Here is a 19,852-nt window from a genome sequence, read left to right as displayed (position 1 = left end):
ATGAGGATATTTTTTTTGTTAACAGATGCCTTTGGAGGACGAGGGGGTATCTCACAGTACAACCGAGATTTTATTAACTGTCTCTGTAGTGCCAAAAATTGTGATGAGGTAGTTGCTATTCCAAGGCACGTTGTCGATCGCATTGAAACTTTGCCTCAGAAACTCACATATATTACTTCAGGAATAAAAGGTAAGTTGGCTTACATTTGTACCATTTTTCATACCATCAGAGCCAACCCCAAATTCAATTTAATTGTCTGTGGTCATCTTTATATGCTACCACTTGCCTGGCTAGTTAAACTGTGGACAAAAGCGCCTATTCTTCTAGAAATCTATGGCATCGAAGCCTGGAAGCCTCATAACAGCCTAGTTAACTATTGTCTTCCAGCAGTAGATTCTGTTGTCTCTATCAGCCAAATTACATTGAATCGCTTTCAATCCTGGGCAAAAATACCCAAGGTGCAACAATTTTTACTGCCAAATGCGATCGCTCTCGAACAGTATGGCCATGATGAGAAAAATTCTGAACTTATCTCCCGATATGGACTGAAGGACAAGATAGTTCTGATGACATTAGGACGCTTGGACTCTTATGAACGATATAAGGGGTTTGATGAAGTAATCGAGTTGCTGCCTAAATTGAGTGAAATAATTCCTAATTTATCCTACTTAATAGTGGGAGAAGGATCGGATAGAGAGAGATTAGAGGAGAAAGTGCGATCGCTTAATCTTCAACCAAAAGTGATTTTCACAGGATTTATTTCTGAAGCCAAAAAAGCCGACCACTATCGCCTAGTAGATGTTTATGTGATGCCGAGTAAGGGAGAAGGATTTGGCTTTGTTTTTTTAGAAGCAATGGCTTGCGGTATTCCCGTAGTTGCAAGTAAAGTTGATGGCAGTCGTGAGGCAGTACGAAATGGTTTATTAGGCATTCTTGTTAATCCTGATGATCCAGAAGAAGTAAAGGCGGGAATTATAGAGGCGTTGAAGCGTCCCAAAGGAGTAATACCGCAAGGATTAGAGTATTTTTCCTATGAAAATTTTGAGCAGAGGTGTCACCAGATTTGCGACCAAATATTCCAAGCATCTATATAGCGGGTGAAAAATTTTCTCGATTACAATTCAAGAATCACTCAACAACTCTGCTCAAAATCACAGTTATATTGCTCAATCTACCAATCAAATCCTTAAACACATGTGCGGTATATACGGTTACATAGGCAGAGAAGACTTTAATTCATCAAATGTATTAGCTGCTCTGCATCATCGAGGCCCTGATTCCCAAGGTACATGGCAAAAAAATGTAGGAGCAAACCACATTCACCTACTGCATACTCGTCTGGCAATTCTTGACCTTAGTCCTGCTGGGCATCAACCTATGGTAGATGTAAAAACGGGTAATGTGATTATTTTTAACGGTGAAATTTATAACTTCTTGGAACTACGCCAAGAATTGAAAGCACAGGGTATAGAGTTTAACTCTCATAGTGATACAGAAGTTTTATTATTAGGTTATCGTGTCTGGGGTGAGCAAATAGTAGAACGCCTAGACGGTATGTTTGCTTTTTTATTGTTTGACTTTATTCAACAACGCCTTTTAGTAGCACGGGATCACACTGGAATTAAACCACTATACTATGCTCAAACTCGCGGCGGAGGCATTGCTTTAGCATCGGAAGTACGCGCATTAATTACGTCTGGATTAGTAGCAAGAGACTGGGACGAACAGAGTATCTACGAGTATTTAATATACGGCAGCGTCCAAGAGCCACGGACTATCCGACAAGCGATTAAAGCTTTTCCCCCTGCTCATTATGCTTATATTGATTTGCGGGCAGAGTTAGCCACTATATCTACACCTATTCGTTATTGGAATTTAGCCCAACACGTATGCAATCACATAGGGGAACCGACATCTCACATAAGTCATACCGAAGTTTTGTTACATACTCTTAAAGAGCAACTTATTGCTGATGTTCCTGTAGGTTTATTTTTGTCAGCCGGGATAGACAGTACAGTGCTTGCTAGTATGCTAGCTCCAGTTATGCAAGATCATCTCTCTACTTTTACCTTTGATTTACAAGACTCTACTAAAGATGAGAGTAATTTGGCAGCTATGACTGCACAAAAACTCCAGCTGAAACATCATCTAGCTTATCTATCTCATAAAACGCTAAGTACTTGGTTAGTTGATAGCTTTACAGCAATGGATCAACCATCATCAGATGGTACAAATACTTATCTTATTTCTAGAGCTTCATTACAACACAGCATAACCGTTGTTCTTAGTGGTTGTGGTGCAGATGAGTTACATGGTGGCTATCCTCATTTTGTTTTTATAGCAAAGTTATATCAACTAGGAAAGTGTTTGGGTGATATGAAGTCTCTACTTCTGCCTTGGATAGAAAATATCAAGGGCTGGCGTAAGCATTCTATTTATCAAGAAAGATTAAATCTTTTATTCCAGCAAATAGATTCACCTTCCAGAATGTTAATAGAAACGCGGCGTTTCTTTACCCCTAAGCAAATATCTGACTTTTGGACTGTAGCACCAGATTTTTACAATTCAGTGGCAAATTGGGATGATGAAACAGACAACAAACTTAATCTTGATGTGGAGACTTTAATTTCTCTTGGTGAAATTAAAGGCTACCTGAGAAATACCTTACTAAGAGATAGCGACTGGGCTACAATGGCGAATCAGCAAGAACTACGCGTACCCTATTTAGGTAGGCGCTATATGGAAAAAGTAATGCAAATTCCTTGGAGTGAGAAACGAACAACTAAAAAACAGAAAAAGCCTCTTTTATCTGGTCAGATTCCACCAACCTTACAGCACGCTCTGAACCGTCAGAAAACAGGCTTCGATTTAGATTATGCAATGTATTTAAGCGGGCCTCTGCGAGACTGTTTACACGCAGCTTTTACTCACCTTAATCAAGCTCACGGCTTTCAACTAAATGCTGACCGAGTAGAACATGATTTAAAAATTGGCGATCAGGCAAAACAAGTTCGTCGTTACTGGGCGCTAACAAGCCTTGGGTTTTATCTGCAAAATCATAGCTAGGTAATAATGCAAACCCAACTCAAGATTCTGCATTACATCCCCGTTTACGCCCCTGCTTGGCAGTTCGGTGGCCCCGTACTTAGTGTTAGCCAACTTTGTGAAGAATTAGCTGCCCTTGGTCATCAAGTAGAAGTGTTTACTTCTAATACTGGGTTAAATAATCAACCAGAATTGCCCCTCAATCAGCCAGTCATCCGTAATGGAGTCAAAGTCACATATTTTCAGCAAGAACCAGGAATTGGTATTCATTGCCCAGGTATGGAACAAGCAGTAACAGCAAGAGCCAGGGAATTTGACATTATCCATATCACAGGTGTTTGGCAGCGTACCAGTGGAGCTGCTTGCAAAGCAGCCAAAAATCAAGGTATTCCCTATGTTGTTTCCCCTAGAGGCGCACTTGGCCCTTATTCCTGGCAGCAAAAAACAGCTAAAAAAATACTGTATTATTTATGGCAAGAACGCTTCAATATGACAAATGCAGCTGGTATCCACTACACTAGCAAGCAAGAATTACAGGAGTGTCATTGGCTAAAACTACCAGGAAAATCTTTTATCGTTCCCAATGGCTTAAACACTGAATTTTGGCAACCTGCTTTAGAAGCAGCAAAAGCATGGCGTAAATCTCAAAACCTCAGTGAAGATGACTTTATCCTTTTGAATGTAGGCCGTCTCCACCACAAAAAAGGGTTAGATTTATTACCTCAGGCTTTAGCACGGTTGCGCCATCTCAACTGGCGGATGGTTTTTGTAGGTGGCGATGATGATGGTACTAAAGCAAAACTACAGCAGCAGTTTCAATCTGCAAACCTATCAGACAGAGTTATCTTTCTAGAAAGATGCGAACCTAAGAAACTGCCAGCAATATACTCTGCTGCTAATTTGTTTGTTTTGCCCAGCCGTCATGAAAATTTTGGTAATGTCGTTGTCGAGTCTCTAGCCTGTGGATGTCCTATTTTAATTTCTAATAAAGTGGGGCTACATAATGAGGTAGCTGAACGTGGCGTGGGGTGGGTGCGTTCTAGAGTTGCATCAGAGTGGACTGAAGCTATTGAGGAATTGATTCAATTTCCTAGCAAAATGCAAAAAGTAATATCTGCATCCAAAAAATGTGTAGAGTCTACTTATTCTACAAAGAAGACTGCTCTACAAATGGGCAGCTATTATCTTGAAACCATCAATAAACAGTATATAAATGAGAGTAAAATATGAAAAATAATCACAAATGTATTCTTTGTGGTTCTTACAATATTGTTTCTCAATGGAAAAATGTTAGAGGATATAATATTAGCAAATGTTTGGATTGTAGCTTTTTATTTTTAGATAAAATAATTAATGAACAAGAATTAAAAAAATTTTATTCTCAAGATTATTTTATGGCATCATATGCTAGAGGTGAGCAGAATTTAATTGATGCAGCAAAAAATCCTAAAATTTTTTCTGAAGCTAAGGATTATGCAGATTTAATTCAGTCTTATAACCCTAGAGCTAAGAATGTAGCTGAAATAGGCTGCTCTTGGGGGTATTTGTTATATAATTTGCAAAGTTTTGGTTACTATGTTAAAGGCTATGAATTAAGCCAAACAACAGCAGAAGCAGGTAGTAAACAGTTAGGTTTAGAGATAATTCCAGGTTTTTTTGAAATACAAGATAACCAATTTGATGTCTTAATTCTTAGACATGTACTGGAGCATGTGCCGAATCCTCAAGATTTGTTGGCAAAAATTTATGCTTCTCTTGCTAAAGATGGATTATTCATATTAGAAGGACCAAATCTAGACTCTATAAGTTCACAATTATTTGGTAAAAATGTTTCTTGGATATCTCCACCTGAGCATATCAGTTTTCCTAATTTTAAATCTCTTATACTTGCAAGCGAAAAAATAGGTTTTACTTGTATCTATAAAAGTAGTAGTCGTGGCCGGGGAATATCAATTTTCCATCAGGCACTTTTAAATAGTGTAGGTTTAATTTTTGGAGGCAAGGAAAGGGCAAAAGTCGCTTTAGGGGGAATTAATGAAAATGCCCATACCCAGGGTTTAAGTAATGTGAAAAGGGCTGCACTGAAGACTGTTAATTTTCTAGATTTTCTTTCTTCACCAATTCACCCATTCTTAAAACAAGCATTACTAGAAGAAGAAATGTTAATAGTATTTAAAAAATAGTATGGCAAAGTTGCTTATCGCTTCAGCAATTATTCTTACTAAAAATGAAGTTTGCAATCTTGACCGATGTATAGAATCTTTACAGTGGTGTGACGAAGTTATTGTCTTAGACTCAGGTAGCACTGACGGAACAATACAATTGGCAGAATCACTGGGAGCTAAAGTTTTTACCCATATTCCATCTCTACCGTTCAAAATTTCTGAGCAGCGCAACTGGGCTTTACAAAATTGTAATTTAAAGAGTGAATGGGTGCTATTTATAGATGCTGATGAGATTATTCCATCCAATTTAGCAACAGAAATTCAGCGTGTATGTTCTACCCGTAATCAACAATATAACGCTTATGAACTGCCTGCGCGTTATCTATTTTGGGGTAAATGGCTTAAGCTTACACAAGGATATCCTAATTGGCATTCCCGTTTGCTCAAACTAGGAGAAGTCACTTTTATAGGTGGTGTTTGGGAACACTTTGCTTCAGGTGCTAAAGTTAGCAGAATTAATATTCCTTACGATCATTATGCTAATTCTAAAGGATTTGGAGATTGGTTAGAACGGCACGATCGCTATTCTTCTTGGGATGCTCAAAAAGTTGTGGAATTTCTGGAAACAGGCAAAGCATCTGCTCTGGGAACTGAACGCAAACTAAAACTTAGATTATTAGCAGCTAAACTTTGGTTTATACGCCCCATTATCAGATTTATACAGATGTATTTTCTAAGATTAGGTTTTTTAGAAGGAATAACGGCTCTTATTTTCTGTCTACTCTATGCCATGTATGAATTTATGATAGTAGTCAAAATCATAGAACTGAGACGTAAAAAATCTGGATTAGCTCTTTGATGATTCCACAATAAATACATGGAACAAATTACAATTATCACTCAATACTTTTACCCTAGCCATGCTGCTACTGCTCAACTAATGACCGATTTAGCAAAAGGGCTTTCCCAAAAAGGCTATCAGGTAAATATATTCACAGGGACTCAGGCAAAAGACACTACTCCTGAATTATCAAATCAAGCCAAAATCAACCGTGCCTTCTCTCCTATTGCAGCCAGCACTAGCATTTTAAGTAAAATTATTAGCTCAATATTTTTCCTTTTAGATGCTTTAAAATATGTAATATTTTTACTACCTCGCACTACGCCACTTTTAATCGCTTCTAATCCACCATATGCTGGGATTTTAGGTACTATTTTTAAAATTGTTCGTGGGGGAAAATATCATTTTTTACTCCAAGATATCTTCCCAGAATCTGCTGTAATGTCTGCCATTATTCAGCAAAATAGCTTTTTATTTATCTTTTTTAAAAAACTAATTTATTTAACTTACAAATATGCTGACAATATTATTGTCCTCAGCACTTCCATGCAGTGTTTTTTGGAGAATAAATATCCGGAGTTAAAAGAAAAAATTAAAGTCATTGAAAATTGGGCAGTAGAAGATATTATTAGTTGTAAGAAACAAGCAAATGATTTTGCTCAACAGTATAAACTTGACAAAGTTTTTACAGTTTTATACTCAGGTAATCTGGGTAGATTGCATGATATAGAAACCATTGCTGAAGCAGCCAATATACTTAAAAATACTCCTATTCAGTTTGTGTTTATTGGTGATGGGGCTAAAACAGAAGTAGTAAAGCAAGCAATTCAATTCAATAAACTAAAAAACATCCTCTTATTACCTTACCAGCCCAGAGAAATACTACACCTCTCTCTTACCGCTTGTGACCTTTCATTGGTCAGCCTAATACCGGGCGCAGAATCAATAGTAGCTCCTTCTAAACTCTACGGTATGTTAGCAGCAGGAAGGGGAATTATTGCTATCTCCTCAGTAAACTCATACATTGACCAATTATTAACAAATTCTGGTTGCGGTATTAATACTCCTCCTAATAACCCTCAACACCTTGCCAATTTAATCAATGAATTAGCTAGTGATAGTATAAAAATTAAGTTGATGGGAGAGAAATCACGTCAAGTCTACGAAAACAAATATACTTTCAAACGGGCGTTAGCTGAATACGAAAAGCTCCTATTTGGTATTTAATCAAACCTGTAACTTTGAGCTTACTAAGTAAGTGGGCAAGCAAAAGTAGATACACCACGGGGTAGTGGCGCACAGCTAACTGTGCGCCCCTACTTATTGCCGCACAATAAGCCAAACCGAATTAACCCACGCTGATAACCGCGACGCATTAATCCCAGTGATAATGCCCCTTGGATGGTAGCCCAACCAGCATTTAGTAAGCCCCAAAGCGCTTGGGGAGTGAATGCAGAATCAATTACCACATTCCAAAAGGGGGCGACAGCAGTTGACCAATCAGCAGTGCGGATATTATGTAATGGTAGTTGATGGGCGATCGCTTCGTACTCTGGCAAAGAAATCACATAAGGCAAACAATACACCCGATAAATATCCAGCAAGTGTTTTTGTTCATCCGCCGTTAGTGGGGACTCATCAGTTGGTCGATGACACCAAGTCACCATAATTAACTTGCCACCAGGCTTCAATACTCGGTAGCATTCCTGGAGAAACTTCTTTTTATCTGGCATATGTTCACCGCTTTCTAGCGACCAAACCAAGTCAAAAGAATCGTCAGCAAAGGGCATTGCTTGAGCATTTGCAACTTGGAACTGTGTTCTCAGACTCAAATTAACCGCCAAGGCGCGTTCTGTTGCTCTCGCGGCTTGCACAGGACTCAGTGTAATTCCTGTAGCCTTAGCATTAAACTTTTGTGCAAGGTATAAAGAACTGCCGCCAATGCCACAACCCACATCTAGGATATTTTCTGCTGCTTGTACCCCTGCCCAATTGAGCAGTTCTTCGATTAAATCAATTTGAGCCTGACGGCGGTCTTTTTTCTGGGTACCATCGACGCCGTAATAGCCGTGGTGCATGTGTTCACCCCAAATCTGTTCCCACAGCCCGGAGGAAGCATCGTAAAATTGCTGAATTTGCTGGTAAAGTGTTGCACTCATGAAAAAAGCAGTGTTAAGACAAAGCCGAATTAAAAAAAAACATACAGATAGGCTACCATGTGTATTTTTTATTAAAATAACGCGATGTGCGACTTAATATTCCGTAACAAGTTCGTCGAACTGAAGAGAGTCACAATTGTGGTGATTAAGCCAAAAGCAGACGGTATGAGCTAAAATCTTACGATTGAGACGACTGGTGAGATGCCACAGATATCTGGCTCGAACCTTCTCTATATGGAATCTGTCAACAAGTTGGCCAATTACTGTTTCATTGATCGCGCGGTTCCATCGTTAAACTTTGGTGACTTTAAACCGCAGATGTGCTAGTGATTGAGCAAACAATCACTTGATTGACATCGTTATCATCTGGCTGAGATATGGCATACAAGATGGCTCTGGCGATCGCATCAGGAGCTAGCGCTGCGGTTTTGCGTTGTTCTTTCAGAGCTGCTTTGGCTTAATTGTCTGTCGTATCAGAAGCAAATTCAGTCTCAACCACACCGGGGGATATTGTGGTCACGCGGATATTTTTCGATTCCTGACGCAATCCTTCGGAGATAGGTTGAGTTGAATTCGCTGAATAATGATCCCGATGCTTACAGGCACGTCCAAATTTGTGCATAACTAGTTGATCGGCTTGCGGTGCTGATGCCGTATGCAGTCTATGCGCTAGTTTGATCGCAGATGCAAGACCAATGCCTCGCGCACTGCCAGTCACGAATGCTACGCGCCCGGCGAGCGGTCGTGCAGGATTGACAGGTTGTGCTACCTCCTACCTAGCTGATGAGAGTGGCTGTTGGGTGCTTGGCTGTTTAGTCGAGGAGGGTGAGTGTTGCTTACTTGACTAGGCGAAAGCCGTTGCCGCTACAGCGGTAGTGGAAAACCCTACTTTGCCAGTGAGAACTGCTCTACGGGAAAGATCGACAATTTGTAATTCATTTAGACGGTTTCTAATCGATTATTTTTCTAGCAAGTGGAGAACGAAAAGCTACTGTATCACTCCTCGTGCTGATGCTTTAAAGCTTGGCTCCAAATCTGAACGTTAGTCGGGGAGAAATCGCCCCCCAACTAGAACATCGAGTTACTGAAGTCACAGCCGAAATAAGGGGATAGCGAAGACTAACTTAGGCGCTGTAGGTCAACAGTTTCCGAGGATTGTCGATCGCTTTGTAGATGCTACCAAAAAAACGATCATGCCCGGCATCGCTATTGATAAAGTCATGGGGAAAGCCTAGCTCAATTTGACTGACTTCATCGAGGCGCTTGAGATGTTCAGGCGGCAAGACGATATCGACGCACGCTAAGTTGTCTTTGACGTGTGAGAGCGATCGCGCTCCAATAATCGGAATTGCAGCGCTGCTTTGGGCACGAATCCAGGCGAGTGCAACTTGCGAAGGAGAATACCCAAGTTCTTGAGCGACTTGACCTACGACTTTTGCAATCTTCAAGCTGCGTTCTGGAATGTTCTCTCCACGCGAATTTGATTGCCCATTGCCGTTGTGATTGTATTTGCCCGTCAGTACACCACGCGCTAACGGCGACCAGGGGGTGACGGTCATCTCTAATGCCTGTGCCATCGGCAGCAAATCTCGTTCGGCTGTGCGGTCAATCAGGTTGTACAGAATTTGCAAGGCGACAAAAGGGGTCCAACCGCGACACTGAGCTAGCATATTTGCTTGTGAGACAATCCAAGCAGGCGTATCGGAAATCCCGACGTACATCACCTTCCCTTGCCGCACCAGGTCATCTAGGGCACGCATGATTTCTTCAATGGGAGTTGTGAAGTCCCAAACGTGTAGCCACAGCAGATCCACATAATCAGTGTTCAGTCGTTTGAGGCTGCGTTCAAGCGACTGCATCAAATTCTTGCGATGATTGCCGCTATCATTGGGATCGCTACCTGTGCTATTTAAGCGACTTGAAAGAGAATACTTGGTTGCAACGACAAAGCGTTCTCGATCCGGAGCAATCAATTCACCCACAATCTTTTCGCTGCTGCCATCTGTGTACACGTTTGCGGTGTCGATAAAGTTGCCGCCAGCATCCACAAACGTCTCAAACATCTGGCGACTTTCATCTTTGGAAGCCCCCCAGCCCCAGTCTTCGCCAAAGGTCATGGCACCGAGGCAAAGTTCAGAAACGCGAAGTCCACTTTTACCCAATAGTTTGTATCGCATGGTTGATTCTCCTTGTGAGTTATTACAGTGTTCAGATTTACAGCAGTAGAGCCGAGTGCTGACTTCTCATTAATAGTCAGTCGGACAGTAAGCCGAAATGTTCAAACTTGTCATTCAATGAACCTCCAATCTGATCGTTTGCCCTGTCCTGCCTGGCAGAGCTTTTCATGCTTGTCTTTTGGCAGCCTACATAGACAGGCAATTACAAACCGTAAGATGGAGTCACAATTTCAATGTAGGATCTTAGGGGCGTGGTCGGGTATAACGATCGTCAATAATTATTGAACAATCCTGCAAAACTTAGGGTCAGCCCACCTATCAAGCAGCCCAGAAGTGTTGAAAGATAACGCGACACAGAAAAAATGGGGATTTTGTCGAGCATCAGCGGTATTGCGACTGGAATTCAGTCGGCGCTGCTCGCTGATCCATTAGAGCAATGATCTGCTCCCAGAAGCGCTGGTATAATTTAATGTAAAATTTTATGGTTGAACTCAACACTTCTGCAAAAAGCCATCAAAATTTAATCCTCGAAGCTCAAAGGTCACAAGCTAATCGTGCAGAGCTAATTGATCGCATCGCACGGCTTGCCCAAGGGGATGGAAGTGTTCAGTACAAGCAAGGACTTTTTCTTATCAGTTGTTCGGCACCAACTCAGCCCTTACATGTTATCCATGCGCCTGCTTTCTGCGTCGTCGCTCAAGGCAGTAAAGAAGTTTTGTTAGGCAATGACCGTTATCGATATGACTCTGCCCACTACCTGCTTTCCACAGTCGAATTGCCCACCGTTAACCAAGTCATTGAAGCGTCACACAGAGAGCCTTATCTAGGCTTGCGGCTAGAATTTGACCCCTCTTTGATCACAGCGGTCATGATGGAATCTAAATTTTCCCTTCCCCGCTCTGAGACTGAGGCTAGAGCCATTACTGTAAGTCGGCTAGACGGGGGACTGCTGGATGCTGTAGTGAGGCTTGTCAGGCTGCTTGATCAGCCCGCTGAATACGATTTCTTAGCCCCGCTGACCATCCGGGAGATTGTCTACTGGCTTTTGGTTGGTAAGCAGGGAAAAAGGCTTTGCCATCTCGCTGTAGTAGCAGGGAACGCCCACCGGATCGCGAAGGCAGTGGAGCTTATTCGTCAAAACTTCGACCAGCCGCTTAAGATTGATAGTGTTGCGCGAGATTTGGGGATGAGCGCTTCAAGCTTTCATCATCACTTTAAAGCCGTTACATCAATGAGTCCTTTGCAGTTCCAAAAGCAGATTAGGCTTCAGGAAGCCCGGCGACTCATGTTGGGAGAAGACCTCGATGCGTTCACTGCTGGGAATCGCGTCGGTTATGAAGATGCGTCGCACTTTAGCCGCGAATACAAAAGGCTTTTTGGTGAGCCACCCTTGCGCGACGTTGATCGTCTGCGGGAATCGCTGTCTTAAGCGAGGGTAACGCCGTGTGCAACTTTTACTCAAACCTAACCCCCCAGCCCCCTTTCCTATTAGGGAATGGGGAGAATTCAAAGCTTTTCTCCTTGCAGGAGAGAGGAATGGATTTTCATAACAGTTAAAACCTCAGGAGCATTTTTAGAAAACCCACAAATAATCGCAGTGGACGGATTAAAAGTTCAGCGAACCGTATTGCCCTCACGCCTGACTTAGGACTCTTATAGCTGACGGCAAAATTAGCATGGCATCGCCGAATGAATAGAAACGATACCCTGAAGCGATCGCTTCGTTGTATATATTCAATAACCGTTGTCTGCCAATTAGCGCACTTACTAACATCAGCAAACTGGAACGTGGTAGGTGAAAATTGGTAATCAGACCATCAACCACCCGCCATTGGTAGCCAGGATAAATAAACAAGTCTGTTTTACCACAAAATGGTTGTAAATTCCCAGATTGAGCCGCCCCTTCTAAAGCTCGTACTGCCGTTGTTCCCACAGCAATAATCCGACCGCCATCTGCTTTAGTGGCGCGGATTTGCTCTACTGTGGCAATGGGGACTTCAATCCATTCTTCATGCATGTGATGGGTAGTTACATCCTCCACTTCCACGGGGCGAAATGTACCTACACCAACGTGCAGCGTTACAAAAGCTTGATTGATTTTGCGATCGCGCAACTTTTGTAATAATTCTGGGGTAAAATGTAGTCCTGCTGTCGGAGATGCAATCGCTCCTGGCAGTTTGGCATAAACTGTCTGATACTGATCATCAGCAGCTGACGAGGCAGTGATGTACGGTGGTAGCGGTACTTCACCAAATACCTCTAACAGTTCCACCAAAGACTTTCCCTCTGGCACATCAAATTGCAACAAACGCCCCCCGGTTGCTACGTCTGTTTCTAGAACCGTAGCTGTGAGTTGAGGATTGGGGACTGGGTAGGAATCTTCCCAATCCCCAATTCTTAATCCCTGATCTCTAATCCCCAATTGCCTTGCTTCAAAAATAATCTTCGCTCCCTGTTTGAAGCTTTTTCCTGGCTTAACTAAAGCTAACCAACAGTTATACTGCCGTTCTTCCAACAGCAACACTTGGATTTTAGCACCAGTGGATTTATGGCCATAAAGCCGCGCTGGAATAACTTTTGTATTGTTCATAACTAACAAATCACCAGAGCGTAGCAGTGCAGGCAAATCATGAAAAATGTGGTGCAGGGGTGCTGTTTCGGTGGCTGTGGTGGGAGAATTAATCACCAGTAACCGTGAGCTATCTCGAGGAACTGCTGGGTTTTGGGCAATGAGTTCTGGAGGTAGTTTGTAGTCATAGCCAGCTACCGAGCAATCTAATTCCAAATCTTTTTCTTGTGGGCTAGAGGTGTCTTTCAAATTGGCTTGTACTAGTTTTTAGTTTATTTAGTATTTATACTCTCTTAAAAAAGCTGGTTTGAGCTTTCCCTTCTAAAGGAACTTTAAGGCATCTTCGCTCAATTTTCTCGCTAGGCTATAAGATTGATACTATTAAGTAACACGGAAAACTTAACATAAAAATTGGGTAAACCTCCCCATCTAAATACGGGGGATTTTACCCTACCGGGAACAGATACTGATTGACGAAGATAGATATGTAGGATTGGCTTTGATCCCAAGCACCAACAAACATGGAATACTTGTATTATCTGGCAAATGCCAGTCTAACCCTGAGGGTCGTTCAACACCTGCACGCTAGACCCCAGACACCAGTTTCTTTCGTCACCGTAATTCATCAAATTGATGGCTGGGTGGTTAGGATCAAACTCAAAGGTCAAGTCTCGCCTCAAGAAGATGGCGACTTTCGGGCTTTTCTAAATGAATTAGGAATTAGTTACGAGCCGCCAATGAGGGTACAAATGGCACTTTGGAGTTTGGAAGCGGGACAGTGCCCTGTGGACGTGATGCGTCGCTATCAGGTAGCGATCGTTTCTCATGGTAGTCCAGAGAGAGACGAAATCGAAGCCTTCCGGCAACAGTTTGTCCGGGGCTTGGGCTACTGTCCAGAAACTTTGGCGTGATCCAATCTTGGTTGTAACGCCGCTACAAAATTATTGGTAATCAAGATATTTTATCCATTACCAATTAACCATTATCAATTGAAGAGTCAAAAGCTGCCAGAATGTATTCTTGCAGCTTAAACTTATATCCGGCTGCTGATGAAGTAGCTAGAGCTTCTTGAGTTGCTGTAACCCCAGTCAGATTTTTTGATATCTTTTGACAGTAAACAATAGCAACATCAAATCGGCAAGAATAATCTGCCTTCTCAGGGAACTGGGCTAAGAATATTCCAGCTGTCCGCCAGATTTTTGCTTGCTTTTGTGAGGTGATTGCGCTTCTTCCCCCTGCATCCCAACTACCCCAACTGCGAGTTTTAACTTCAATAAATGCCAGCACCGAGTGCTGAGTCCTGAGTTCTCCTACTGCTTTTTTGCTCTCCTGCTCCCCTGTTCCCCCTGCTTCCCCTGCACTTCCATCATGTTGGGCGATGATATCAATTTCTCCCCAGCGGCTAGAAAAGCGGCGATGAAGAATTTCCCAACCTGTAGATTGCAACCATTGGGCTACTAGGTCTTCTCCTAATTGACCACTATTTGGACAATGCATATAAACTTTAGTATTCTCGGTTATTTAATTCAACAGGAAAATAAGAGTTTCTAGCAGTTAGCCAAAATCATACTCCCATGATGTGCTTATTCTTCCCTTCCTGGCGTGGCATTGCCAACAGTCAAATTGAAGTAAACATAATTGGGGTAAATATCCATAAATTGGTGATGCTCGACATATATGCCACCACCGCATTCCAGAAAGTTGATGAAAGGCTCATAAGGATCAGGAAGACCATTCGCCGGGACTGCATCAAATTCCCGTAGACGACACCAAAATAAGTAATTACATACCCCTTGCACAACATAGACACTACCACGCCTAGTTGCTATCCGGTCGCTGTTGTATAACTCGTCCAGCCATTGCATTAGGAAAGACGGGAGTTCAATGTCAGAGCGAATCTGGAGAGCAAGATTTTCAAAAATATGCTTCTGTCCGCTCTGTAAAAACTTTGCCCATTGTCTTACCCGCGACAGAAATTCTAACATCAGTTCTGTAAGTGTTTCGTCTTTCTCCCCCATTCCCAACGTATCCCACTGGATAGCTTGAAGTCGTGCGAAGGCAATGTTCAAATCGTCGTATGAACTTGAATTAGTATTCATAAAAATATTTTTAAAGGATTTTTGCGCTAACATCTCTGACTCAAGGATAATGAGATGGAGGAGGGTTCGCTATTGGCTAAAAATTGCATGAATTCTAAGTTAAGCGCCCGAATTTGGGCAAGCATACTCAGCTTATTCTTTTGGGGAATAGTTGGCATCACCGCAACCGTAGGTTTTGCTCCAACAGCTTTGGCACTCGAATATAATAAAGAAATTTTGGTCGATACTGATTTCTCAGGACGTGATTTAACAGACTCCAGCTTTACCAAAGCTAATCTCCGCCAGAGCAACTTCAGCCACGCTAATTTGCGCGGTGTCAGTTTCTTTGCAGCAAATTTGGAGTCTGCAAATTTGGAGGGATCTGATTTGAGAAATGCCACTTTAGACTCAGCTCGTTTAGTTAGAGCAAATTTGACAAATGCACTGTTGCAGGGCGTGTTTGCTGCTAATGCCAGATTTGATGGTGCAATCATTGACGGGGCAGATTTTACTGATGCACTGCTGCGTTCCGATGAGCAAAAAAAATTGTGCAAACTTGCCAAAGGAACTAATCCCATTACAGGACGAGATACGCGTGACACGTTGTTTTGTCCTTAGTATTTTCTACCTGTACATTTGGTAGGGCCATTGGGCATTGGTTATTTCCCCTCTGCTCCTCTGCTCCCCTACTTATAAAATAGTGATATATCTTTATGCATCTTGGGCGATCGCACTGCCATTACTCAATAAAATAGCGATCGCTCCCACTATGCCGTCTATTTTAAAAGACATCCATTTTCAAAATATAAGATTTCTAAAACTTAACGCACTGTACAAATTAATCGTGCTGTGCAGTAACAAAAATAGGTTGTTTCAGGCTTTTCTTAATTATCCTTTGATAGTAAATAGACCATACTGTAGGGGCACAGCAATGCTGTGCCTTTACAAAAAATGTGGTTTTTAAACTTCTTCATATTTGGTATTTATTGTCAATGCGTAAGTCCTAATTTCATGTATTTCTATTCGCAATCCAAAGAATTCTGGCACTGTACAAGCACTGAAATCAAGATATGGCAAGGTGTTATACTAGCTCGTAATACCTTATGGGAAGCCTAAAGCACTACAAAAATAGCCGCAATACTTTTCAAAGCATGAGTGAAATACTTGCTGATGTTGCCATACCACCTCAGTTTCCCGATCACACTCAACTACCAGAGTCTGATGGTACGTTTGTGAAAAATTTTCAAGAGCATCCCCAAACCATAATTCTCACAGACTCAATTGCTCAGGTTTTGCAACGTCTACATCCAGATGGACAGTATTGTATTGGTCAAGATTGTGGTATTTACTGGCGAGAGACTGAACCACCAGAAAAAGGAGCAGCAGCACCGGACTGGTTTTATGTCCCTGGTGTACCACCAAGGGTAGATGGCAAAAACCGCCGCTCCTATGTTTTGTGGCGGGAATACATACCCCCATTGATTGCTATAAAACTAGCTAGTGGTAATGGCGATGAAGAACGAAATGTCACTCCTTTACCTCTAGCTGGTAGTCGGGAAGGGGCAAAACCAGGTAAATTCTGGGTATATGAGCGAGTAATCCGAATTCCCTACTATGGCATTTATCAAATTAGTAATGACAAACTGGAGGTTTATCACCTGGTAGATTTTTATTACCACAAGATGCAGCCAAATGAGCGAGGCAACTACCAAATTCCTCCTTTAGGAGTGGAACTAGGGTTATGGCAGGGAAGCTACTTGAATAATCCTGAGCAATTTTGGTTGCGCTGGTGGGATTTAGAGGGAAATCTGTTACTGATTGGTCAAGAAGAAGCCGAGTTACAAAGGCAAAGAGCCGAGCAAGCAGAACGAAAAGCTGCACAATTAGCAGAACGGCTCAGGGGAATGGGTATCGACCCAGAAGAGTAATATTTACTAACGTTATGGCAAGCCGAAAAACTTAGTAATCACAGGCAAAAGTTTACCACAGACTTCAACCAGCTTTTCAGTGCAAGGCAAATCAGTGATGTCTACGACGGGCTACGCCAACGCACCTTTCAAGAACTTGAGCACCGTTTTTGCTATCTTCTGCATAGGTTATAGAATTTCATCCACCAGAACCGTACCACCTTCAGAAAAATCTATACTGAGATGATAATCTTCAAGCAGGGCAGTTCCAATAAGTGGACGACCCATTGCTAGAGCTGCAATATTACGCTCCACACCATTCCATACAACTGTTGCCAAATAAACATCGGTTTCGACACTGGAATTGTTAGCGAGGTTTGCGTTGATGTTGATGAGGTAGGGCAAGCCAAGAGCAGCAATCACGGAAGACGGCAAGGTTAAGAACCCTTCAAACCCTGTATCAATAACACATTTGATTTCTACATCTGAACGTTCTCTTGGAAGAATAATCACACTCATTCTTGCCTGAAGTCCAACTACAGTCCCGTGTATCACTGTGCCGTCCTGAGTAATGTACCACCAACTGCATAAACGGCATCAAAACCAATTCTTTCTCCCCAAAGTGCTGCATCAGTTTGCTTGGATCGTAATCGAAGACTCGTTTCGACTAAATCATCACCGATTTCGTAATCTCCTGTTTCAACATTAATCGAGATAATTTTGCCAATGTTCTCTTGTGTCTCAACTTTGGCACGGATACTTTTTTGATAGAGTTCCTTTCCACGTCGGGCGGCTTCTTGGCTACTGAGCGTAGGGTGGGACATAAATAAATCCCCTGTTTAAGCTGCTAGATTCTTGACTTCATTGTAGAGCAGAAGCTATATAGGTTAGAGAGTAATGTTTGGTTTTGTAGGAGTTAGGAGAGCGATCGCCTCAAAGCAGCAAATAGTAAAAAAGCTTGAACAAAGACCGATCGCAACATTGAGCAGGAACTAGCTAAAAAATAGCGTTGGCACTAGCCTTGTCGTCAGACATCGCATTCCACTAAATACAACGAGGGCACAACACTAGTTGTACCTCCAAATTTACCGAACACTCATAAACCACTCAGTAATTCCCTGAGCGATCGCCTGAGCTATCTTCTTCTGTTCCTCTGGGTTCACCACCTGCTCAAATTCATCAGGATTGCTCATAAAACCCAATTCCAGCAACACTGATGGCGCAGCCGTTGGACGTGTCAGCGCCAGGTTATCCCAAAACACACCATAGTCAGGTCTGCCGAGTTTTTTGATTACATAGTTGTGTAAAAACATTGCGAGATTGTGGGCTTGGGGTTGATACCAAAAAGCGGCAAATCCCTTGGTTTTTTCGGCATCGCCATCATCGGGTAGTGAATTGTGATGTATAGAAAGAGCAATGCATGGTTCTTCTTGACTGATAATTGCCTGACGTTCTGCTAGGGAAACCTCCTTATCATCCTCCCGCGTCATTACCACCGTTGCTCCTTCCTTGACCAACTCGTCGCGCAGCAACTTAGATACCACCAAATTGACATCTTTTTCTAAATATCCAGTTGGGCCACTGGCACCCGATTCTTTACCGCCATGCCCTGGATCGAGTACAATCTTGAAATTAGCTAAAGGCTTTCGTCTTATGTTCCCGATTTTAGGCGGATGACGCAAAGCCAAAACCAGGGTTGTACCGTCGTATCTTAGCTTGTATCCCCACTGTTGAGCTTTTTTGAGGTTGAAGGTGTATTTTACTTGTTCTGGAGCCACCTGTTGCCAGTCTAGGCGATAAATTAGGGGGTCATCATTCAGGCGAATTATGTCCGTTTGGGCAGTAGTATTGTAGAGAGTGAGAGCGATAGCTTGCTCACTTTGTTGTACGCTCACAGGTACGGGGACTTGCAAGGGGAAAACTATCTCTGTCGCACCAGGGAGTTGACGGTATCCGACACTGCGAATTATTGTCTGTGGCGGAATTGCACCAGGTAGAATGCGGGTTTCCTGACTATTAATCCAAGCGCCGTAGTCTAGGCGCAACCATTCACCTTCCCTACCTGTTACTGTTGCGCGTGTGCCTTTGGGCAGTGGTGTGAGTCGAGAATAATCGGTACTCGGGCCAGTCCGAGCAACGCCTGAATCTACTATCACCTCAGAAACTGGCAACTGTGCTCTTGAGAGGATTTGAATTTTACCAGATCCTGGTTGAGTTATCGTCTTGCCATTGAGCGTCAGTTGAAACTGAGGTTGTCCCAGATCGGCGGCTGTTGCCACTGTGGTGCAACCTTTATAATTGCCTACGCTAGACTGGGCATGAGGCTGATTTTGCCCTGTCAAAGCTGCCAAATTACTTGGTAGTTGTCCCTGTTGAGGTTGGGGTGAAAGGGCAATAATTTGATTGGCCAGGTTGACAGATACATTGGCATTGGGGGGTGCGATCGCGCTAAAACAAATTAGTTCTCCTGGTAATCTGGCAATGTCAGATGCAGGAGTCAGGGAATCTTTAGCAAAGGCTAACCCCTGTGGTAGCTCAGGGCCAGCGGTAAGCCTTGTTACCTTAATCTGGAGTTCTTGATTGTGGTGACGCACAGTAAAAAGATTCTCCCCCAACTGCAAGGGGAAACTAGGAGAAAAATGACCAGCCTTGCTGCGGATAATTGGCTTACTATTGATCAAAACCTGACTATCTGGTGGTGCAGTGCCCAGAAAAAAGATTTTTTGGGCACTTGTCTGGTAGTTTGTTTGGGGAAAAATGACTATAAGAGATGACTCGGCCAACGCTACGGAGGATGTGAGAATACAGCCTAATATTACTAATCCTAAGAGGTTTTTCACGACAAAATCACAGAAGATTACACCACAACAACTGTGGCACAATGACGGGATGTATTTTTAGAAGTTGTTA

At 42.5% G+C, this 19,852-nt stretch carries 19 protein-coding genes and 1 pseudogene; 10 read left to right on the top strand and 10 right to left on the bottom strand.

Features of this window, described 5'->3' with window-relative positions; translation table 11 throughout:
* From V7K40_RS20740 to V7K40_RS20715, 6 genes are all read left to right on the top strand, one after another.
* Complete coding sequence (locus V7K40_RS20740; protein ID WP_334962984.1) at nucleotides 1-1,095, top strand: glycosyltransferase family 4 protein; 1,095 nt, start codon at nucleotides 1-3, stop codon at nucleotides 1,093-1,095.
* A gap of 100 nt (nucleotides 1,096-1,195) precedes the next feature.
* A complete protein-coding gene (gene asnB, locus V7K40_RS20735) occupies nucleotides 1,196-3,067 on the top strand; it encodes an asparagine synthase (glutamine-hydrolyzing) (protein WP_334962982.1) in 1,872 nt (623 codons plus the stop codon).
* A gap of 6 nt (nucleotides 3,068-3,073) precedes the next feature.
* Nucleotides 3,074-4,276, top strand: a complete 1,203-nt coding sequence (locus V7K40_RS20730) for a glycosyltransferase (RefSeq protein ID WP_334962980.1) — start codon at nucleotides 3,074-3,076, stop codon at nucleotides 4,274-4,276.
* Entirely contained in the window at nucleotides 4,273-5,229 is a 957-nt protein-coding gene (locus V7K40_RS20725) for a class I SAM-dependent methyltransferase (protein ID WP_334962978.1), read from the top strand. The genes V7K40_RS20730 and V7K40_RS20725 overlap by 4 nt, the downstream gene beginning before the upstream one ends.
* Before the next feature lies 1 nt (nucleotide 5,230).
* Entirely contained in the window at nucleotides 5,231-6,070 is an 840-nt protein-coding gene (locus V7K40_RS20720) for a glycosyltransferase family 2 protein (protein ID WP_334962976.1), read from the top strand.
* An 18-nt stretch (nucleotides 6,071-6,088) separates the two neighbouring features.
* The gene (locus V7K40_RS20715) at nucleotides 6,089-7,279 is read left to right on the top strand and encodes a glycosyltransferase family 4 protein (protein WP_334962974.1); all 1,191 of its coding nucleotides are present in this window, start codon (nucleotides 6,089-6,091) and stop codon (nucleotides 7,277-7,279) included.
* 89 nt (nucleotides 7,280-7,368) lie between these two features.
* Here V7K40_RS20715 and V7K40_RS20710 read toward each other — a convergent pair whose 3' ends face one another.
* The 4 genes and pseudogenes from V7K40_RS20710 to V7K40_RS20695 form a co-directional block, all read right to left on the bottom strand.
* Nucleotides 7,369-8,211: a methyltransferase domain-containing protein gene (locus V7K40_RS20710; protein WP_334962972.1), complete on the bottom strand. Its 843-nt coding sequence runs from the start codon at nucleotides 8,209-8,211 to the stop codon at nucleotides 7,369-7,371.
* 93 nt (nucleotides 8,212-8,304) lie between these two features.
* Nucleotides 8,305-8,502: pseudogene (locus tag V7K40_RS20705) on the bottom strand (IS982 family transposase); the annotation flags it as partial.
* A gap of 166 nt (nucleotides 8,503-8,668) precedes the next feature.
* Nucleotides 8,669-8,929 carry a hypothetical protein gene (locus V7K40_RS20700; protein ID WP_334962970.1) on the bottom strand — a complete coding sequence of 87 codons (261 nt, stop codon included), beginning with the start codon at nucleotides 8,927-8,929 and terminating at the stop codon, nucleotides 8,669-8,671.
* A 406-nt stretch (nucleotides 8,930-9,335) separates the two neighbouring features.
* The gene (locus V7K40_RS20695; RefSeq protein ID WP_334962968.1) at nucleotides 9,336-10,388 is read right to left on the bottom strand and encodes an aldo/keto reductase; all 1,053 of its coding nucleotides are present in this window, start codon (nucleotides 10,386-10,388) and stop codon (nucleotides 9,336-9,338) included.
* A gap of 481 nt (nucleotides 10,389-10,869) precedes the next feature.
* Between V7K40_RS20695 and V7K40_RS20690 the strand changes: the two genes are divergently transcribed.
* Nucleotides 10,870-11,817, top strand: coding sequence for an AraC family transcriptional regulator (locus V7K40_RS20690; RefSeq protein ID WP_334962966.1), 948 nt, complete (start codon nucleotides 10,870-10,872; stop codon nucleotides 11,815-11,817).
* Between the two features lie 204 nt (nucleotides 11,818-12,021).
* On the opposite strand, the gene queA is transcribed toward V7K40_RS20690, so the two are convergent.
* Nucleotides 12,022-13,206, bottom strand: a complete 1,185-nt coding sequence (queA, locus tag V7K40_RS20685; RefSeq protein ID WP_334962964.1) for a tRNA preQ1(34) S-adenosylmethionine ribosyltransferase-isomerase QueA — start codon at nucleotides 13,204-13,206, stop codon at nucleotides 12,022-12,024.
* Nucleotides 13,207-13,478: 272 nt separating this feature from the next.
* Here queA and V7K40_RS20680 point away from each other — a divergent pair, with 272 nt between their 5' ends.
* Nucleotides 13,479-13,868 carry a hypothetical protein gene (locus V7K40_RS20680; RefSeq protein WP_012412259.1) on the top strand — a complete coding sequence of 130 codons (390 nt, stop codon included), beginning with the start codon at nucleotides 13,479-13,481 and terminating at the stop codon, nucleotides 13,866-13,868.
* Between the two features lie 64 nt (nucleotides 13,869-13,932).
* Here V7K40_RS20680 and V7K40_RS20675 read toward each other — a convergent pair whose 3' ends face one another.
* Together V7K40_RS20675 and V7K40_RS20670 are read right to left on the bottom strand one after the other, a co-directional pair.
* Complete coding sequence (locus V7K40_RS20675; RefSeq protein ID WP_334962962.1) at nucleotides 13,933-14,454, bottom strand: YraN family protein; 522 nt, start codon at nucleotides 14,452-14,454, stop codon at nucleotides 13,933-13,935.
* 86 nt (nucleotides 14,455-14,540) lie between these two features.
* Entirely contained in the window at nucleotides 14,541-15,056 is a 516-nt protein-coding gene (locus V7K40_RS20670) for a hypothetical protein (protein WP_334962960.1), read from the bottom strand.
* A gap of 87 nt (nucleotides 15,057-15,143) precedes the next feature.
* Here V7K40_RS20670 and V7K40_RS20665 point away from each other — a divergent pair, with 87 nt between their 5' ends.
* Together V7K40_RS20665 and V7K40_RS20660 are read left to right on the top strand one after the other, a co-directional pair.
* Nucleotides 15,144-15,653 carry a pentapeptide repeat-containing protein gene (locus tag V7K40_RS20665; RefSeq protein ID WP_334962958.1) on the top strand — a complete coding sequence of 170 codons (510 nt, stop codon included), beginning with the start codon at nucleotides 15,144-15,146 and terminating at the stop codon, nucleotides 15,651-15,653.
* A 533-nt stretch (nucleotides 15,654-16,186) separates the two neighbouring features.
* Entirely contained in the window at nucleotides 16,187-16,963 is a 777-nt protein-coding gene (locus tag V7K40_RS20660) for a Uma2 family endonuclease (protein WP_334963472.1), read from the top strand.
* 168 nt (nucleotides 16,964-17,131) lie between these two features.
* Here V7K40_RS20660 and V7K40_RS20655 read toward each other — a convergent pair whose 3' ends face one another.
* From V7K40_RS20655 to V7K40_RS20645, 3 genes are all read right to left on the bottom strand, one after another.
* Nucleotides 17,132-17,461, bottom strand: coding sequence for a clan AA aspartic protease (locus V7K40_RS20655; RefSeq protein ID WP_334962955.1), 330 nt, complete (start codon nucleotides 17,459-17,461; stop codon nucleotides 17,132-17,134).
* 32 nt (nucleotides 17,462-17,493) lie between these two features.
* On the bottom strand, nucleotides 17,494-17,766 hold the full coding sequence (locus V7K40_RS20650) for a hypothetical protein (RefSeq protein WP_334962953.1): 273 nt from the start codon (nucleotides 17,764-17,766) through the stop codon (nucleotides 17,494-17,496).
* Nucleotides 17,767-18,027: 261 nt separating this feature from the next.
* Nucleotides 18,028-19,782: an N-acetylmuramoyl-L-alanine amidase gene (locus tag V7K40_RS20645; protein ID WP_334962951.1), complete on the bottom strand. Its 1,755-nt coding sequence runs from the start codon at nucleotides 19,780-19,782 to the stop codon at nucleotides 18,028-18,030.
* Between the last annotated feature and the right edge of the window lie 70 nt (nucleotides 19,783-19,852).

This window comes from Nostoc sp., from assembly GCF_036917195.1.
In the GTDB taxonomy this organism is placed as follows: Bacteria; Cyanobacteriota; Cyanobacteriia; order Cyanobacteriales; family Nostocaceae; genus Nostoc.
The sequence above is the reverse complement of the archived record's forward strand: the minus strand, read 5'-3'. Positions and strand labels throughout refer to the sequence as shown.

Bases quoted from the DNA above. Each gene is read 5' to 3' on its own strand.
- V7K40_RS20740 (WP_334962984.1), top strand. From the start codon at position 1: ATGAGGATATTTTTTTTGTTAACAGATGCCTTTGGAGGACGAGGGGGT.
- asnB (WP_334962982.1), top strand. From the start codon at position 1,196: ATGTGCGGTATATACGGTTACATAGGCAGAGAAGACTTTAATTCATCA.
- V7K40_RS20730 (WP_334962980.1), top strand. From the start codon at position 3,074: ATGCAAACCCAACTCAAGATTCTGCATTACATCCCCGTTTACGCCCCT.
- V7K40_RS20725 (WP_334962978.1), top strand. From the start codon at position 4,273: ATGAAAAATAATCACAAATGTATTCTTTGTGGTTCTTACAATATTGTT.
- V7K40_RS20720 (WP_334962976.1), top strand. From the start codon at position 5,231: ATGGCAAAGTTGCTTATCGCTTCAGCAATTATTCTTACTAAAAATGAA.
- V7K40_RS20715 (WP_334962974.1), top strand. From the start codon at position 6,089: ATGGAACAAATTACAATTATCACTCAATACTTTTACCCTAGCCATGCT.
- V7K40_RS20710 (WP_334962972.1), bottom strand. From the start codon at position 8,211: ATGAGTGCAACACTTTACCAGCAAATTCAGCAATTTTACGATGCTTCC.
- V7K40_RS20695 (WP_334962968.1), bottom strand. From the start codon at position 10,388: ATGCGATACAAACTATTGGGTAAAAGTGGACTTCGCGTTTCTGAACTT.
- V7K40_RS20690 (WP_334962966.1), top strand. From the start codon at position 10,870: ATGGTTGAACTCAACACTTCTGCAAAAAGCCATCAAAATTTAATCCTC.
- V7K40_RS20680 (WP_012412259.1), top strand. From the start codon at position 13,479: ATGGAATACTTGTATTATCTGGCAAATGCCAGTCTAACCCTGAGGGTC.
- V7K40_RS20675 (WP_334962962.1), bottom strand. From the start codon at position 14,454: ATGCATTGTCCAAATAGTGGTCAATTAGGAGAAGACCTAGTAGCCCAA.
- V7K40_RS20670 (WP_334962960.1), bottom strand. From the start codon at position 15,056: ATGAATACTAATTCAAGTTCATACGACGATTTGAACATTGCCTTCGCA.
- V7K40_RS20665 (WP_334962958.1), top strand. From the start codon at position 15,144: ATGAATTCTAAGTTAAGCGCCCGAATTTGGGCAAGCATACTCAGCTTA.
- V7K40_RS20660 (WP_334963472.1), top strand. From the start codon at position 16,187: ATGAGTGAAATACTTGCTGATGTTGCCATACCACCTCAGTTTCCCGAT.
- V7K40_RS20655 (WP_334962955.1), bottom strand. From the start codon at position 17,461: ATGAGTGTGATTATTCTTCCAAGAGAACGTTCAGATGTAGAAATCAAA.
- V7K40_RS20650 (WP_334962953.1), bottom strand. From the start codon at position 17,766: ATGTCCCACCCTACGCTCAGTAGCCAAGAAGCCGCCCGACGTGGAAAG.